This window comes from Saonia sp. (genome assembly GCF_056326165.1).
The window spans coordinates 162,323-180,155 of record NZ_JBWFBN010000001.1; the positions used below are offsets into that span (position 1 = coordinate 162,323).

Below are 17,833 nucleotides of genomic sequence, written 5' to 3' on the forward strand. Positions count from 1 at the left end.
ATTTTAATACAAGATCCTAATTTTAGAATCACTCTAAAGCAAAAGCTACGATTTGATTTCCTTTTTTTGTCCCCAATTTTTCACCTCCACACGCAATTACAACATATTGTTTACCATTAACCTCATATGTGGCAGGGGTTGCGAAAGCGGTAGCAGGTAGTTTATACTCCCATAGAATTTCACCTGTATGCTTGTTAAAGACTCTAAAAACACCATCTTTTGTTGCCGCAATAAACAACAAACCATTTTCTGTAACAACAGCTCCCCCATAGTTTTCTGTACCCGTTGTGGGAAACCCCTGCTCTTTTAAATGTGGGGTTTCTCCAAAAGGAATGGACCAAAGATATTCACCAGAATTCATGTCAATTGCACTTAAAGTTCCCCAAGGAGGAGAAATAGCGGGCAACCCATTGCTATCCAAAAATTTATTATACCCCATATGTTTGTATGGCACCTTGGAAGCGCCACCATCACCTATCTCCGAACCAACACTATGTTTAGTTTCTAAATCCATTAGAAATCGAAGCAAAGCTTCCTTTTCATCCCCATTTATTTGTGGAAAGCCTGTCATCATTCCTTTTCCTTTTCTTATAGTTTGCGAAATCTCATTCTTATTAAGCCTTTCCTTAATGTTGATTAAGGAAGGAAAACCACTGGCAGGCAGCCCCTCCCTGTTTTTTTGATGACAGGTGGCACAATTTGTTATATAAGTGCGCTCACCCAGGGGAATGGAAGAGGAAGCCTCTTTATTTTCCTCCATTTGTAATATCCATGCCATTTCATTGGAATTTACATATACAATCCCTTCACTTGGATCTGCAGCAGCACCTCCCCATTCTGCAGCTCCATCATATCCAGGCAAGAGAAACACAGGTTTAGTATTTGGTGGAGCATAGGTTCTTTTGTCTGATTTTAAGAAAAGGTCTTTTAATTCTTCTTTGTTTTCAGCATATGGACTTATATCATTTTCAGTTAAACCTTCAGATTGTCTTGCAAATGGTTTTGGTTTTAAGGGGAATGGTTGTGTGGACCAAGTCTTTTCTCCTTTTAAAGAGGAAGACGGAACAAGCCGCTCTTCAATATCAAACAAGGGCGCACCTGTTTTTCTATCAAACAGAAAAACAAACCCCTGTTTGGTTACTTGTGCCACGGCCTTAATTTTCTTTCCGCCATGTGTTACAGTAATTAGGTTGGGAGGCGCAGGCAAATCCCTATCCCATAGGTCATGATGAGTAAATTGGAAATACCACAGCAACTTTCCTGTTGCGGCTTCTAGCGCCAACAAACAATTTGCATACAAATTACTCCCCTTTCTTTGAGCACCGTAAAAATCAGGAGAGGCAGTTCCTGTTGGAACATATAGTACTCCAGTATCTTCATCCAAAGACATTCCGGCCCAATTGTTTGCCCCTCCGATTATATCGTCCTTATAAGCTTCTTTGTTTTCCCAAGTTTGATACCCAGATTCGTTGGGGTGTGGAATAGTGTGAAAAGCCCATTCAACTTTTCCTGTTAGCACATTAAAAGCCCTTAAGTCTCCAGGGGCAGCACCGGCGTCTTCAGAAACTCGTGTGGGCATAATAATTAAATCTTTGAATATGGTTCCCGGAGTATTTGAAACAATGAATTTGTCTTTAGCAGACTCAGGAAAACCAGTACGTAAATCTATTTTTCCACCACTACCAAAAGAAGAAATAGGTTTTCCTGTTAGGGCATTTAAGGCAAAAAGATGTTCGCCTCTGGTGTAAAACACCCGTCTATCATTTCCCCTTTCCCAGTAAGAAACCCCGCGACTTGTTGAGTGCCATACTTTTAGAGAATCACCAAAACGCCAAATTTCCTTTCCTGTTTCCGCATGTATGGCAACAGCCCTAACAGCAGCGGTGACACCATATACAATGGTATCTACTACAATGGGGCTCATTTGCATTTGCCCACTGTCTATAGCTGAATATGACCAAGCTAATTTTAATTGATTAACATTTTTAGGGTTGATTTGAGACAATTTTGAATAATGGTTCCGGTCTGAACCCCCTAAATAAGAAGACCATGTCGTATATTTTTTTATAGCACCCTCCTTTTTTTTAGTACAACCAGATGCTATTAAAAACAAGAAAACAAAAAAAAGAAAATAATTTTTCATTGGGCGGAAGCTTAAATGTTGCCCATACAAGATAGGGCTATTTTAACTTAATAGGTACCCAAACCTCTTCCTGAGAATTCACATTGTTATTTTTATAGGTGTCTACCATTACCTGAAAATGAGGCCTAAAATCCTATGTGTATTCTGATTTTGGAAACCATATTCCAGCTATATAAGCCATTGTCCTAGGAAAATCACTTGCCAACCCTTTATGTATAAACACAGCATAAAGCCCAGCTGGCACCACAAATGTTTTCATGCCCAAAGGAATCATGTCAAAATTGGCTACCGAAACACACGCCCATTGCTCAAAAGTTGTTTCAGGAGAAAAATCTCCAAACAAAGGAGAATTATAAACCTGTAAGGCGTATAACTCTGTGCCTAATTTGTTTTTTATCTCTTTGCCTCGAGGCATAAACCCACCCCATAAGGATTGAGTTTTATTATTCGTCAGAGACATTTCACAAGACATGCCAATCAATTTCTTTTTCTCTATAGATTCTATACGTGGCGCTTTCATGTTCTCATATTTTTTATTGCGGCTTCTGCGCAACGTTCTCCATCCATTGCTGCTGAAACTATACCACCCGCATAACCGCCACCTTCTCCACAAGGGAATAAGCCTTCAATTTCAGGGTGTTCTAAGTTATCATTTCTTGGAATATTTACGGGGGATGAAGTTCTAGATTCTACACCAACCACATTGGCTTCAGCCGTATAATAACCATGCTTTTTTTTACCAAAAGCCGCAAAGCCCTTGCGTAATTTTCCACCTATTAATTTTGGCAGCAAAGAGTGTAGAGGAGCTGATTTTAACCCTGGTTGATAGGAACAACTGTTCAAATCGTTAGATAACTTTCCTTCAACAAAATCAGTTAGGCGCTGTGCGGGTGCCGCTTGACTTTTTCCACCTGCATTAAAAGCCAGCGTTTCCAAGTCCTTTTGATATTCTAACCCTTTTAACTCCCCAAATCTTTCATATTTAGCAAGGTCTTTTTCTGCATTTATTTCAACAACAATTCCAGAGTTTGCATATTTATTGTTGCGTTTAGATGGGGACATTCCGTTTACAACAACCTCTCCGTTTGCTGTTGCAGCAGGAACTATAAACCCCCCAGGACACATACAAAAAGAGTAAACCCCACGACCCTGTATTTGATGGACTAAACTGTATGCGGCCGCAGGCAGCAATTCATCTCGCTTTGCCCCACAATGGTATTGAATTGAATCTATGATGTATTGTGGGTGTTCTACGCGAACCCCCATAGCAAAGGACTTGGACTGTATAGCAATGTTCTTTTTTTGCAACAAATAATAGACATCCCTAGCTGAATGTCCAGTTGCCAAGATTAGAGCCCTTACCGGCATTTCAGCACCATTTTGAAAAACAATGCCCTGTAATTTATTTTCTTTAATTAAAAAATCAACCACCTTGCTTTCAAAGTGAATTTCTCCTCCATGTTTTAGGATTGTTTCTCTAATATTTTGAATAATTTTAGGCAACTTATTCGTGCCAATATGAGGATGTGCATCTATCAAAATCTGTTCTGTAGCACCATGAAATACAAAATTTTCAAAAATACGACGAACATCACCTCGCTTTAAACTTCGGGTATATAATTTACCATCCGAATATGTGCCCGCACCACCTTCTCCAAAGCAGTAATTGGAGTCTTCATTAACATCATGAAATTGATTAATGGCGCGTAGGTCCCTACGCCGATCCTGCACATTTTTTCCACGCTCTAAAACAACAGGCTTATACCCCAGTTCTATGCAACGGAGGGCGGCATACATTCCCGCAGGACCAAAACCAACAATATGAATTTCTTTGGCAGATGAAACATCTTTATAGTCAAAAACATATCCAGAATTTTCAGGAACAGCTTCGTTAATATAAACAACAACCTTGTAGTTAAATATTATTTGGGACTTACGAGCATCTATAGATTTTCGTAAAACAGCTACAGCTGTAATTTCGTTTATAGAAACACCTAACTCTTTTGAAGCTTTTCTTTTTAGAACTCCCTCTTTTTTTTCTTCAATAAGATTTATACGAAGCTGAAGCTCTTTGACCATTCCCCAAAATTAGTTAAAAACAATATGGGGAATCGTTGATAGAGCAGCTTATTTTAAAAGGGAAGCATACTGTGCACTATCATCTAAAAGTTCTGTGGCAGTCATAATGGCGTCATCGTTTTTTAAATAATAATCATAAAGCCCCTCTCTATAGAAGTATCGTTTAACTATTTCGTCCTCAAGATTTTTTTGGATTTCTTTCTGGTATTTGTCCAAAGAGGCTATTTTACTTTTTTCCATTTCTACCAATAGAGCTCTGTAACCATTTTCCACGTCATTGCCGAAAATTGAGCTTGCTTCATCAGCCATAGCTTTCTTTATTACCTTTTCTGCTTTGGTTTCAAATTCAAAATTACTCTGAGAAACATAATTTTTAAAGGAATTAAAATCAGAGTTTGAAAAAGTAAAAGCATCAACATTTCCTATGGCGTTGTCATAATAATACTTGGTAGCATAATCAAAAATCACATGATTAGCTATAAGGGCTCTTGTAAGGACATTTGTTTTCACGGTGCTTATTTCAACATCTGGTAGTACGCCGCCGCCATCTTGTACTTTTCGCCCGTTACGGGTTGTAAAATCATTAAATTCAGTTGTTTTCACCGCATTACCAGAATCGTCCCTATTCCAATAATCCAACGACTGTATACATCTGCCAGAAGGAGTATAATATCTGGAAATAGTTACTTTTAATTGTGTGCCATAGGTCAATTTTAAGGGGCGTTGCACTAGTCCTTTCCCAAAACTCCGAGCACCTATAATAACCGCCCTATCCAAATCTTGCAAACTACCGGAGACAATTTCACTGGCCGAGGCACTACCCCCATTTACAAGTACCACCAATGGAATTTCTTTATCCACAGGTTGATTTTTGGTGTGATATTCTCTATTAAATTTTTTAACCTTTGATTTAGTGGTGACAATAAGCTCCCCTTTTGGAACAAAAAGATTTGTTACGTTAATAGCCTCGGACAATAATCCCCCTGGATTTCCTCTTAGGTCTAATATTAATTTTTCTGCACCATCATTTTTTAAGGCTATAATAGCCTCTTTGGTTTGCTTTGAAGCTTTTGCGTTGAACTTTGCCAAAACAATATAGCCAGTTGTGGCATCCACCATTTTGTAATATGGAACAGCGTCTACCTCTATTCCTTCTCTAGAAATGGATGTGGTTTTTATTTCTCCTTGTCGCTTATAAGTAATGTTAACACTCGTATTGTTGGCTCCTTTTAATAGGTCTGATGCATTTTCTTTAAAATCAACCACCTTTATATCACCAATTTGTATGATTTCATCACCAGCCTTAAGGCCCGCTTTGTCGGCAGGATAATTTTTATAGGGTTCTACAATTAATAAACGGTCATCATAGGAACGAACCAAAGCACCGATACCAGAATATTCCCCCGCATTGTTTATTTTAAAAGCCTCAACATCCTGTTCATTAAGGAATTTTGTATAGGGATCTAACTCATCCAACATATTTTTAATGGCCGTATCCATTAATTCTGCTGGATTAGTTTCATCCACATAGTTCATGTTAAGCTCCTTGAAAAGTGTGGTGAAAATTTCTATTTGTTTGGCTATCTCAAAGAAATCGCTTTTAAAACTTGATGCCGAGACCAAAAGGACCACCGCAAAAAGAGGAATCAAAACACGCTTGTTAATCAGTCTTTTCATGAGTCATTTGTTTTGTAAATTTTTGCACAACCATTACAAAGCTTTTTTCCAAGTCCTTATATGGAGGCATTTCTTTACCAATATATAAAAATAAAAACGCAAAGTTTCCCTCAATGTTGTTAAAAACTTCAGCCTTGTTAAGCCTATATGCTTCTCTTAAAAGCCTTTTAATACGATTCCTTTTCACAGCACTTTTAAAATTCTTTTTGGGAACCGCCACACCTGTCTGGAATTTTACATCTTCAGGGAAATGAGAAACTTTTAGATATATGAGTTTTATAGGATAATTGGAAACACTTTTACCTTCTTCAAAAAGTTTTTCAATGACTTTTTTACTTTTTAGCTTTTCTTTTTTTTGGAAGGAATTTATCATAATTAGGCAAAAGCCCTATTCCTGAGCTTGGTATATATTATTGTCTGGATTTATATCCGCCATTAATTGTGATGGATCTATAAGAATTGCCTTTACTTGATTTAGCGGCTTATCCAAGGTAAATTCATACGTTGGGTTTATCCATGGCCAATCTTCCAAAACAGTTCTGTTGATTGTAGGGTATGGATTTTCTTTTTCTCCTCGCATCATCCGTAAAGGGGCATAGAAAGTTTCTTGAGAACCATCTTCATATACCAACAAAACATCTATAGGCATTGGCATTAGCCCAATTCTTTCAAGAGTAATCTTTGTTTTCTCTCCCTCGGCGGCCACGTCTTTAATTCCATAATCTATGGTATTGGCGGTCTGCGTCCAATCCATTAAATACCAATCCAACTCCAGTCCAGAAACTTTTTCCGCAGTTCTTTTAATGTCGTTTGGAACAGGGTGTTTAAACTTAAAATCTTCATAATATTTTCTGATGGTTTCCATCAATTTGTCCTGACCAATCACATATCCCAATTGAGACAGGAATATAGCCCCTTTACTATAGGCAGCAATACCATAGGGCATATTTGAAGCATAACGGTCTGAATGTGTGGTTTGTGGTTGTTCTTTGCCTGAATTTACGAGGTAGTAATAACCTTTGTAAGAACCCTCAAACGGATTGTCCTTTTTTGGGCCCCTTATTTCATTGCTGCATAGTGCCGAAATAAAAGAAGTGAAGCCCTCGTCCATCCAAGAGTGTTTGGCCTCGTTTGTTGCTAAAACATGCTGAAACCAAGAATGAGCCAACTCATGAATCATGGTACCGATGACACTTCCAGGCTTATCACCCCCAGTTATAAGAGTTGCCATGGCATATTCCATTCCACCATCCCCACCTTGTATTACGGAATATTGTTCATATGGGTATTCCCCTATGTTCTTATTAAAAAAGGCCATGGCCTTTTCGGTCATTGGCTGTACGGCTTTCCATGTCTCTATAAATTTTTCATCGTTTTTATAGAAAAAGTGGAGCATAGGACCATTTTCCATTTGCAAGGTGTCATGAACATACTCTGGGTCTGCCGCCCACATAAAATCATGAACCATTGGTGCTTTAAAGTGCCAAGTAAGTGTTTTCCCCTTTTGTTTTTTAATTTTTGTTCCAGGAGCTTCATACCCATGTCCAATTTCTTGCGGATTCTGTAAATAGCCAGTTCCACCCACCACATAATTTTTATCAATGGTTAGCTTAACATCAAAATCACCCCAAACACCATGAAACTCACGGGCTATATATGGGTCTGCATGCCAACCTTCAAAATCATATTCGGCCATTTTTGGATACCACTGGCTCATGGAAAGAGCCACCCCGTCTTTGTTGTTACGACCAGAACGTCTTATTTGAACAGGAACCTGACCAGAAAAAACCATATCAAAAGAAGCCTTGCCTCCTGATGGAATTGGTTTTGCCAATTCTACAATTAACACGGTCCCTTCTTCTTCATACGATACTTTTTCACCATCTTGGGTTAAGGAGGTGACATGTAAATGCCCTTGCTCATCTGCTTTAAGTTGAGCAATTCTACTTTTGCCATCCACAACCATTCTTCTATCTGGGTCTTCAATATTTTGCAACCGAAGATCCATTTCACTACCAGGCTGAAAAGCATTGAAGTACAAATGATAGTAAACCCTTTTTATTTCATCAGGGGAGTTGTTGGTATAAATCAATTTTTGGGTGCCAGAATATTGATAGTTTTCAACATCAATTTTTACATCCATCGTATAGTCTACATGTTGTTGCCAGTAGTTTGTTGAGTTTTGACCGTTTACCAAGAAGGCCGTACAACCCAGGAACAGCACAAAAAAAACTTTCATCTTATTCTTCATAATCATCAATTTTATTTTCCTTTTGAAACTTCTGCGGCCAACATCAATGCATTATAAGCATTGGCTATCTTCCCAGACTTTGAAACCTTATCAAAAGTCGTTTTTTTAGATGGGTCACCGCCTAAAATTATAGGTGTTTTTAAACTTAAACCAGATTCCATAATAATGTTTTTTACATCTGATGCTGTTAGTTTTGGATATTGCGAACGAATTAAGGCCGCAATACCGGCCACGGCAGGAGAAGCCATAGAAGTCCCTGGCATATACTCATATTTATTGTGTGGAATGGTTGAATAAATATCTGTTCCCGGAGCAAAAACATCTACGTTTATTGTACCATAATTAGAATAAGAGGCCACTACTTCTGAACCATATTTACTATCCAAAGCACCTACTGTTATTACATTATCGGCTATTTCTGGACCATTGTTTGTTTGATCATTTGGAAAGTTTGGATTGGAAGGGCTGTCTAAATCATTCCCATCATTCCCGGCAGCATGGACTATTAGCACATCTTTTGATGCGGCATACTTAATGGCCTCGTATACCCATTCCGCATTTGGAGAGTAAGATTTTCCAAAACTACAGTTAATAATTTTTGCGCCATTATCAACAGCATATCGTATGCCTAAAGCAATATCCTTATCATATTCATCTCCATTCGGAACTGCTCTTATACTCATTATAGCCACATTGTTGGCCACACCGTTGGCACCCTTGTCATTATTTCTTTCTGCGGCAATAATTCCTGCAACGTGCGTACCATGATCTTCGTCTTCACCAATAGCCTGAGGGTTTCCGTTCCCATAACCCAAACTTGTAAAATCATAAGGATTGTCCCCAACATCTTTTCTACCATCAAAATCAGCATTTAAATTGTAATTAAGTTGGTCTGTAAAATGCTTTATGCCCCCATCTAGTTCTTCCAACACTTCTGGAATTGAATCGGCAAAAGTGAACATTTGCATTAAAATGGAAACATTCTGTTGCATGGTGGGGTCTTCTGTTTTAATACCAGCCAAGTCTTTTTTTGTATACGTTTCTTTTCCAAGCTCTTTTTTTACTGCAGCATCTGCATTTTTTACCGCCTGTAGAATTTGCTCATATTGTTGTTTATTCTGTAAAGCTTCTTGATAATTTTTTTCTAATTCTGATTTGGCCTTGGCCTGTAGGGCGGCATCACCCAACTTAAGCCTAAGGATACGGGCGAATTCCAATTGCTCATTGTAGGATTTTCCTAAGAAATTATACCCATGAATATCGTCTACATATCCATTATTGTCATCATCCTTACCGTTTCCTTTAATTTCTTTTGTATTTGTCCAAAGCACCCCATCCAAATCTTCATGGGTTAAATCGATACCAGAATCTAAAACCGCAACAATAACCTTTTTCCCCCTTCTGTTTCCAATAATTTCAGAATAAGCTTTATTAACACTCATTCCAGGGATAGTGTCCTTGAACAGGTCTAGGTGACCCCAATTCTTTTTTTCAGACTCTGTAAGGTCAGCTGTTTTTAAGGGAATTGTATCTATGTTTTCAACAGGAGTAGTAACCAAAGAAGTAGCACCACAGCCAACTAATAAAAAAAGTGTGGCTAAAGCACCACAATACGATAATTTAAATGTCATAATAGGATTTTTATATATGATAATGCGCAAATTTACTTTTATTTAATGATTTCATAAAAAGGAGTTACAGATTAGGGCGGGAAAGCTTAAAATTAGTTGAAAATGGAATCAAAAGAATGTGTTTTGTCTAACCTTACCCCTCTTTCTGTTCTTTTTACCGTACACAGCTCGTTATGGGCGTCATGCTCCAAAAACAAATAAAATTCATTTTTAACAGCAGTATTCATAAACAGCTCTTTTTCATTCATGGATAATAAAGGACGTGTATCATACCCAGTTATATATGGAATGGGAATATGACCAACGGTTGGTAATAGGTCGGCCATATAAACCACAGTTTTTCCTTTGTACTTTATATGCGGTATCATTTGTTTGTCTGTATGCCCATCTACAAAAAGAATACCAAAACCCACTTCTGACTTATTTAGAAAAGGACTATTACCTCTTTCAATAAATTTAAGCCGCCCACTTTCTTGCATAGGCAAGAGGTTTTCCTTTAGAAAAGAAGCTTTTTCCCTAGCATTGGGTTTAGTTGCCCATTCCCAATGGTTTTTGTTGGTCCAAAAAACGGCATTCTTAAAAGCCGGCTCATATCCTGTTCTATTTTTATTCCACTGAATACTTCCCCCACAATGATCAAAATGCAAATGCGTCATAAACACATCTGTTATATCATCTCTATGAAAACCATATTTTCTTAAGGAAGTATCTATTGAGTAATCTCCCCAGCGATGATAATAACTAAAGAACTTGTCTGATTGTTTGTTGCCGATACCAGTATCAATTAAGATCAACCTATTACCATCTTCAACAACAAGACTTCTTGCAGCAATATCTATTAAATTATTTCCATCCGCAGGATTTGTTCTACTCCAGAGAGTCTTGGGAACAACACCAAACATGGCCCCGCCATCCAACTTAAAATTTCCAGTCTCAATAGGATATAGCCTCATGTGTTTTCCTTCTGTAGCAAATCACTCAATTGTTGTCCAAAATAAATCATAGCTTTTACCTCATGAACACTTAACAAACGTTCTTTCTTTAATATTAAGAGAGACGTTCCGTTTGATTCCACATGATAGTAAGGGTGGCTTTCAAAAAAAAGAATAAGCTCATGGGTAAACAATGAAACTATTTGGTCTTTGTTTTCCGCTTTTAAATAAAACCGCTTGTTAAAATCTTGATGATTTTCAATTTTTATGTCTTTAAAGCCAGCTAAACTATAAATTAAATGTAAAAGCCCTTCTTTATCAAGCGTAAACACGGGTAGTTTTTTCTGCAGCTTTATATACATTACAGTTGTTTTAACAACTTCACGAGCGATAAAAGCACCTTCGGTAAATTCCACGTCTAACACCTGATGCTGTTCTTTTGCATCAATAAGCTTGTTGTAGAAGTAGCCTATTTCTCTAGTGTTAAAAAACACAAAATCCGATAAGAAAGAGGTATCTGTATTCTTTTGTGGAATGTAATTCCAGTTAAATTCTTTTGCAGTAGTTTTTAATGAGTTTTGTCTTCTGGTGAAATATCGCTCAATTGGTTTTATGGATGCAAACGGAATTATTTTCCTTATAGCAAAAGGATGTTTGGAATCTGTATCATGTTTATCAAGCCCTACAACCTCAAGGCTTCCTCCTTTTTTTTCGAAGGTTGACATATAGTTTTCCAAGCCTTCCATGGCAGTATGATCAACAAAACTACACATGGAAAAATCTAAGACAACATCTTCGTTCTCAGGAATAGCATCCAGTTTATTTTTAACCCTATAAAAATTTAAAAAACTACAAAAATACTTTACGCTTACATAATAATTACCGCCATCTCTTTCTTTAAACATTAACACATTTGGTTTAAAAAGATGACTTATAAATAGCGCCCCTCCTTTGTTTATGAAAACATGAATAAGTAGAGTGATTAATATACCCGCAGCAATACCGGTTATTAAATTGGTAAACAAAGTAGTAATTAAGGTACCAAGGAAAATTACAATTTGCTCTCTCCCAATTTTGGCCACTTTGCCCAAAGTTTTTGGCGTGGCCAATTTGTATCCAGTATAAACTAAAATTGCCGCGAGTGCCGCCAAAGGAATCATTTTTAACTGTTCTTGAAAAAGAAGAACAAAGGCTAGAAGAAATAGGGCGTGAAAAAAATTGGCAGACCTATTGGTTGCGCCATTATTTACATTCACGGAGCTTCTTGCAATTACAGTGACCACATTTAATCCACCAAGCAAGCCACTTATGCTGGTTGCTAAACCCAAAGCTTTTAAATCTTTATTTACATTAGACCTTCTATTTTGAGGGTCTAATTTATCTACCGCTTTAATGCTTAAAAGAGATTCTATACTTGCTATTAGGGTAATTGCAAAAACAGCCAAAATAAAATCTTTGTTGGCAATCTTAGAAAAATCTGGGAATGCCATATTTCCAAAAACATCATCAGGAATATTAATTAAGAAAGAAGCATCAAGAGGGTGGGCTTTTCCCAATGAGGAATAAACATATCCAAGACCAACAGTAAGTATTAATATCCACATTGGAGCAGGAATCAACTGAAAGTATTTGTTTCTTATTTTGGAATAAAATACCATAATCAAAAGACTAACAATACCAATTGCTGCAGCAATTAGAACACTTGAATTTTCAGATTGAAAAAGCTGAATCAACCCTTTTGGAATGCGAGACAACAATCCAATAATACTTCCTTTTTCTGCGCTATTCCCTATCATTATATGGAATTGCTTGGACAAAATGCCAAGACCTATTGCAGCCAACATTCCTTCAATTGCTGATGCGGGAAAGAAATCTGCCAGCCTTCCCATTTTTAAAAACCCCAATAAAAGCATAAGACCACCAGAGACCACAATGGCAGCTAATGTGAAGAGATACCCTTGATACATATCCCCATTGCCTAAAGTTGTAATGGCCCCTAAAAGAACTATAACCAAACCATTTCCTGGCCCCGTAATGGTGACATTTGACCCCCCTAAGATGGATGCGATTATACCACCAACTACCGCAGCAATAATTCCTGAAATAGGAGGCGCCTCACTTGCTAGGGCAAGCCCTAGACCTAGCGGCAATGCTATAAGCGAAACCACAAAACCAGAAAATATATTTTTTGGCAATGCTCCGATAAAGCTTTTTGTGTTGCTGGTTTTGGTTCCCAAATTATTCCCGAATTATTAAAATATCAGTTGGTAAATCAGATAAAATATATTCAATATCATGAGGAAAAATTCGGTCTAAAATACTTGATTTTTTTGGCGCGTTCATTACTAATAAATCGGCCCTCACTACTTCTGCATAATGGCCAATAGAATACCCCCGTTTTCCAAAAATACTTTGAGTTTTTATTTTAAGATTTTGGGTAAGATTGGGAGGTAAGGTTTTAATGATTTTACGAACCCGGCTTTCTTCCCTATGCTTTAAGCGTTCTTTCATAATATTGGCCTTTTTTAAGGACCGGTCATCTTCAACAACTACATGAACCTCTTTTTGTCTTATTTCCTCTACAACAGTGATTTGTTTTGCGCCCAAAGCATTAGCGACATAAAAAGCATCGGTGATAGCAACAGGTGTTTCTGGCGCATCTAGCCCATTTACCACAATATGTTTGCAAGGAACCCTTTCTGCCGAAGGTTTAATAAGCAATAAGACGGAGCAACACACTTTGCGGGTAAGTTTTCTAGCTATGGAACCCACATAAAATTGATAAAGATTTTCGTGTTGAAGAGCTCCCAACATTAAAAGATCAATGCTTTCCTCCCTGCAGCTGTTTAATATTGTTTCATAGGGATCTCCTTCTTTCCATTTTATATCTATGAACAAACCTTTGTGCTCAATTTGGTCAAGAACCTCCTCTATTTTCTTTTCTTTTTCTGTAGTTTTTTTACCAACATGTAATAAAATAAGCTTTGAATCAAAAAAATGAGCTATCCTGGAAGTTTCCAAAATGTTGATTTTAAGCGAAGGCGAAAAAGCAAACCCCAATAAGATTGATTTAAATGGCTGTACCGAATTTTTCATTAAAAATGTTTCACTGACAATATAGAAAAATTAAGCAAGTGCCCCAATTTAAAAACAACCCTTTCACAATATCTTGAAAAAAAGACCAACAAGAAAAAAACAAGACAAAGCCTATATCTAGAAAAACCTTTACGATCAGTTTTGTGATTAAAGACGAAAGATTCTTAATTTTAGCCAAGTAAGAGTTTAGCTTTAATTCAAAAATAAACCAATGATAGAACTGGCAGGAATCATTATCCTAGGAATTATTGCCCAATGGGTGGCATGGAGATTAAAACTTCCGGCCATTTTGCCATTAATTTTGATAGGCCTTTTGGTTGGCCCAATATCTACGTTATATACAGAAGACGGACTTAAACTTGTAGAACCCATTTGGAATGGGGAAAAAGGACTTTTTCCCGGAGAAGGACTATATTATTTTGTTTCATTGGCCATTAGTATTATTCTTTTTGAAGGGGGACTAACATTAAAGCAGTCAGAAATAAAAAATGTAGGACCTGTAATCACCAAACTAATTACTATCGGTAGTGTCATTACTTTTTTTGGAGCAGGGGTTGCCGCACATTATATTTTTGAATTGGATTGGCAAATTAGTTTTCTGTTTTCTGCTTTGATTATTGTTACAGGCCCAACGGTTATTACTCCTATTTTAAGAAATATACCTTTAAAAAAAGACATTTCCACTGTTTTAAAATGGGAGGGAATTCTTATAGACCCTATTGGCGCATTGGTGGCAGTATTAGTATTTGAATTTATTAGTGTAGGTGGTGGTAACGGCTATACTCAAACTGCTTTAATGGAATTTGGCAAGATTTTGCTTTTTGGCACCACTTTCGGATTCACATTTGCGCACGCATTGGCTTTTTCTATTAAAAAGAAATTAATACCACATTATTTGTTAAATGTTGCCACATTATCTGCTGTCCTGCTTGTTTTTGTTCTATCGGATATGTTTGCGCATGAATCTGGCCTTTTAGCGGTTGTGGTCATGGGAATGGTTATGGGGAACATAGATTTACCTAACCTTAAAGAGTTGCTCTATTTTAAGGAATCGCTCAGCGTTTTATTGATTTCCATTCTTTTTATTCTTTTGGCGGCCAACATTAATATTACAGACTTAGAACTTATTTATAATTGGAAGACAGCGCTGCTTTTTGTTGTTATTGTATTCGCGGTACGCCCATTGGGAGTGTTCGTAAGCGCCCATGGTTCCAACCTTAAATTCAACGAAAAACTTTTTATTGGTTGGGTAGGCCCAAGAGGTATTGTGGCCGCAGGAATTGCTTCTTTATTTGGCTCTAAGCTTTTGGCAAAGGGAGAACCGGGAGCAGAGTATATTACCCCATTGGTTTTTATGATTGTTTTAGGTACTGTTTTATTGAATGCCACTACTGCTAGGATTTTTTCTAAATGGATAGGAGTGTTTTTAAAAAAATCTGATGGAATTCTTATCATTGGTGCATCCAAAGTATCAAGGCTTATTGCTAACTATCTGAAAGAAAATAATCGACATGTAGTTGTAATTGATAATAATCAAAACAATGTTGAAAAAGCAAAGGCACTCGGATTGGAGGCTATGGTAGCAAATATTTATTCTGATTCGTTAACTGACAATATTGAATTGAACGATGTTGGTTATTTGATGGCACTTACTGGAAATTCGGATATTAACAATTTTGCAATTGATAAGTTTAAAAAGCAGTTTGGGGAAAATGGCTCTTTTAGATTGGTAAATACAGATGAAATGAACAACCCAGAAAATAACCCTCGGGAAGGTCTTTTTTCACACACAGATGATTTTATAAAATTAACTGAAACGGTTAGAAAATACCCATCAATAAATGAGATAGACCTAAAGGACAAAAACCATTATGATAAGCTGATAGAAATCACAAAAAAGGATGAAGAAATTATCCCTGTTTTTCTAAAAGTGCCTGATGGGGAATTGATTATAATTTCTTCATATAGTGAAGAAATCAATAATATTGAAAACCGGAGTAAATTGGTGTATCTAGGCAAGCAGTTTAAAGCAGAAATAGATTAATCATTCAATTTTAGAACGGCCATAAATGCTTGTTGCGGAATTTCTACATTACCAACTTGTCTCATGCGTTTTTTACCTTTTTTCTGCTTTTCCAGCAATTTCCTTTTACGGGAAATATCACCCCCGTAACATTTTGCAGTCACATCTTTTCTAAGCGCCTTAATGGTTTCTCTTGATATGATTTTTGCTCCGATAGCAGCCTGTATAGGAATATCAAACTGTTGCCTTGGAATTAACTCTTTAAGTTTTTCGCACATTTTCTTACCAATGTTCGCAGCATTATCCGCATGTATTAATGCAGAAAGCGCATCCACTGGCTGAGCATTTAAAAGAATATCAACCCTAACCAATTTCGAGGTTCTCATGCCAATTGGAGCGTAATCAAAAGAAGCATAGCCTTTAGACACGGTTTTTAATCGGTCATAAAAATCGAAGACAATTTCTGCCAAGGGCATATCAAAATTAAGCTCTACCCTTTCTGTTGTCAAATAGGTTTGATTGGTAATAATTCCTCTTTTTTCAATACAAAGAGACATAACATTGCCAACAAAATCAGATTTCGTAATAATGGTAGCTTTTATATATGGTTCTTCTACCCTATCTATTGTTGAAGGGTCTGGTAAATCTGAAGGGTTGTTCACAATTAAATGCTTTTCAGGGTCCTTCCTTGTAAAAGCATGGTAACTAACATTGGGAACGGTTGTAATTACCGTCATGTCAAACTCACGCTCTAAACGTTCCTGAATAATTTCCATGTGCAACATTCCCAAAAACCCGCAGCGAAATCCAAAACCAAGAGCGGCACTGCTTTCAGGAGAGAAAACGAGAGATGCATCATTTAACTGTAATTTTTCCATGGAAGAACGCAACTCTTCAAAATCCTCTGTATCAACAGGATAAATACCAGCGAACACCATTGGTTTTACATCTTCAAACCCCTCAATTGCATTTACAGTGGGTTTTGCTGCATCTGTAATAGTATCTCCTACTTTTACTTCTCTTGCATCTTTGATTCCAGTAATTAAATACCCAACATCTCCTGTTTTAATACTTTGCTTTGGCGACTGTGTTAGGTTAAGGGTTCCTACCTCATCGGCAAAATAATCTTTTCCCGTAGCAACAAACTTAATTTTCTGACCCTTTTTTATTTCTCCGTTTATCACTCTAAAATAAGTCTCAACACCCCTGAATGGATTGTAAACAGAATCAAACACCAATGCTTGTAGGGATTCCTCTGGATTTCCTTTTGGAGCAGGAATACGCTCTATAATGGCAGTCAAAATTTCTTCAATTCCAATACCAGTTTTGGCACTGGCCGGTATTACCTCATCTGGACTACACCCTAGCAAATCAACTATATCATCTGTAACTTCTTCTGGACTGGCACTAGGAAGGTCAACTTTATTTAAAACAGGAATAATCTCTAAATCATTTTCCAGAGCAAGGTATAGATTACTTATGGTCTGTGCCTGAATGCTTTGAGCCGCATCGACAACCAAAAGAGCTCCTTCACAAGCGGCTATTGATCTAGAAACTTCATAAGAAAAATCTACGTGCCCAGGAGTGTCAATTAAATTCAAAATATATTCTTCTCCTTTGTAAACATAATCCATTTGTATGGCATGACTTTTTATAGTAATACCACGCTCACGCTCCAAATCCATACTGTCCAACAATTGGTCTTGTTTTTCACGCTCTGTGACCGAGCCTGTAAAGTCCAATAATCTATCTGCCAAGGTGCTTTTACCATGGTCTATATGGGCAATAATACAGAAATTCCTGATTTTTTTCATACACTCAATTACATTTGCTTCTAGGTAAAAACGTAAGCAACTGCAAATATAAATTATTTGTACACCTAGATTGTGAATTTGGCCAAATATGAAGAAAATAGTGTGACAGGTAGTCTAATTCTGGCAAAGAATACAATTTTTGTTAATAAAAGCCTAAATATTTTCTTAGATTTGAAAACCGAACCCC

12 protein-coding genes are annotated in these 17,833 nt (G+C 37.1%); 1 reads left to right on the plus strand and 11 read right to left on the minus strand.

All coding sequences use genetic code 11. The features are described 5' to 3' along the window. Positions 1 to 28: 28 nt before the first annotated feature. From AC000W_RS00685 to AC000W_RS00730, 10 genes are all read right to left on the minus strand, one after another. Positions 29 to 2,143 (minus strand): outer membrane protein assembly factor BamB family protein, encoded by a 2,115-nt coding sequence (locus AC000W_RS00685; RefSeq protein ID WP_474745175.1) that lies wholly within the window; start codon positions 2,141 to 2,143, stop codon positions 29 to 31. Between the two features lie 133 nt (positions 2,144 to 2,276). Beyond that, entirely contained in the window at positions 2,277 to 2,663 is a 387-nt protein-coding gene (locus AC000W_RS00690; protein WP_474745176.1) for a GyrI-like domain-containing protein, read from the minus strand. After that, positions 2,660 to 4,222, minus strand: coding sequence for an NAD(P)/FAD-dependent oxidoreductase (locus AC000W_RS00695; RefSeq protein WP_474745178.1), 1,563 nt, complete (start codon positions 4,220 to 4,222; stop codon positions 2,660 to 2,662). Before AC000W_RS00695 ends, AC000W_RS00690 begins: the two co-directional genes overlap by 4 nt. A gap of 48 nt (positions 4,223 to 4,270) precedes the next feature. Then, positions 4,271 to 5,899 (minus strand): S41 family peptidase, encoded by a 1,629-nt coding sequence (locus tag AC000W_RS00700; RefSeq protein WP_474745179.1) that lies wholly within the window; start codon positions 5,897 to 5,899, stop codon positions 4,271 to 4,273. Further along, on the minus strand, positions 5,883 to 6,272 hold the full coding sequence (rnpA, locus tag AC000W_RS00705) for a ribonuclease P protein component (RefSeq protein WP_474745180.1): 390 nt from the start codon (positions 6,270 to 6,272) through the stop codon (positions 5,883 to 5,885). Before rnpA ends, AC000W_RS00700 begins: the two co-directional genes overlap by 17 nt. A gap of 15 nt (positions 6,273 to 6,287) precedes the next feature. Continuing rightward, the gene (locus AC000W_RS00710; protein ID WP_474745181.1) at positions 6,288 to 8,150 is read right to left on the minus strand and encodes a M1 family metallopeptidase; all 1,863 of its coding nucleotides are present in this window, start codon (positions 8,148 to 8,150) and stop codon (positions 6,288 to 6,290) included. Between the two features lie 11 nt (positions 8,151 to 8,161). After that, positions 8,162 to 9,781, minus strand: a complete 1,620-nt coding sequence (locus AC000W_RS00715) for a S8 family peptidase (RefSeq protein WP_474745182.1) — start codon at positions 9,779 to 9,781, stop codon at positions 8,162 to 8,164. Between the two features lie 92 nt (positions 9,782 to 9,873). Continuing rightward, positions 9,874 to 10,734, minus strand: a complete 861-nt coding sequence (locus AC000W_RS00720) for an MBL fold metallo-hydrolase (protein ID WP_474745184.1) — start codon at positions 10,732 to 10,734, stop codon at positions 9,874 to 9,876. After that, complete coding sequence (locus tag AC000W_RS00725) at positions 10,731 to 12,950, minus strand: SulP family inorganic anion transporter (RefSeq protein ID WP_474745186.1); 2,220 nt, start codon at positions 12,948 to 12,950, stop codon at positions 10,731 to 10,733. Before AC000W_RS00725 ends, AC000W_RS00720 begins: the two co-directional genes overlap by 4 nt. A 1-nt stretch (position 12,951) precedes the next feature. Further along, positions 12,952 to 13,809: a universal stress protein gene (locus AC000W_RS00730; RefSeq protein ID WP_474745188.1), complete on the minus strand. Its 858-nt coding sequence runs from the start codon at positions 13,807 to 13,809 to the stop codon at positions 12,952 to 12,954. Positions 13,810 to 14,020: 211 nt separating this feature from the next. On the opposite strand from AC000W_RS00730, the gene AC000W_RS00735 reads away from it, so the two are divergent. Continuing rightward, positions 14,021 to 15,853 (plus strand): cation:proton antiporter, encoded by a 1,833-nt coding sequence (locus tag AC000W_RS00735; protein ID WP_474745190.1) that lies wholly within the window; start codon positions 14,021 to 14,023, stop codon positions 15,851 to 15,853. Here the strand turns inward: AC000W_RS00735 and lepA are convergent. Then, a complete protein-coding gene (gene lepA / locus AC000W_RS00740) occupies positions 15,850 to 17,646 on the minus strand; it encodes a translation elongation factor 4 (protein WP_474745192.1) in 1,797 nt (598 codons plus the stop codon). The genes AC000W_RS00735 and lepA overlap by 4 nt on opposite strands. Positions 17,647 to 17,833 lie beyond the last annotated feature (187 nt).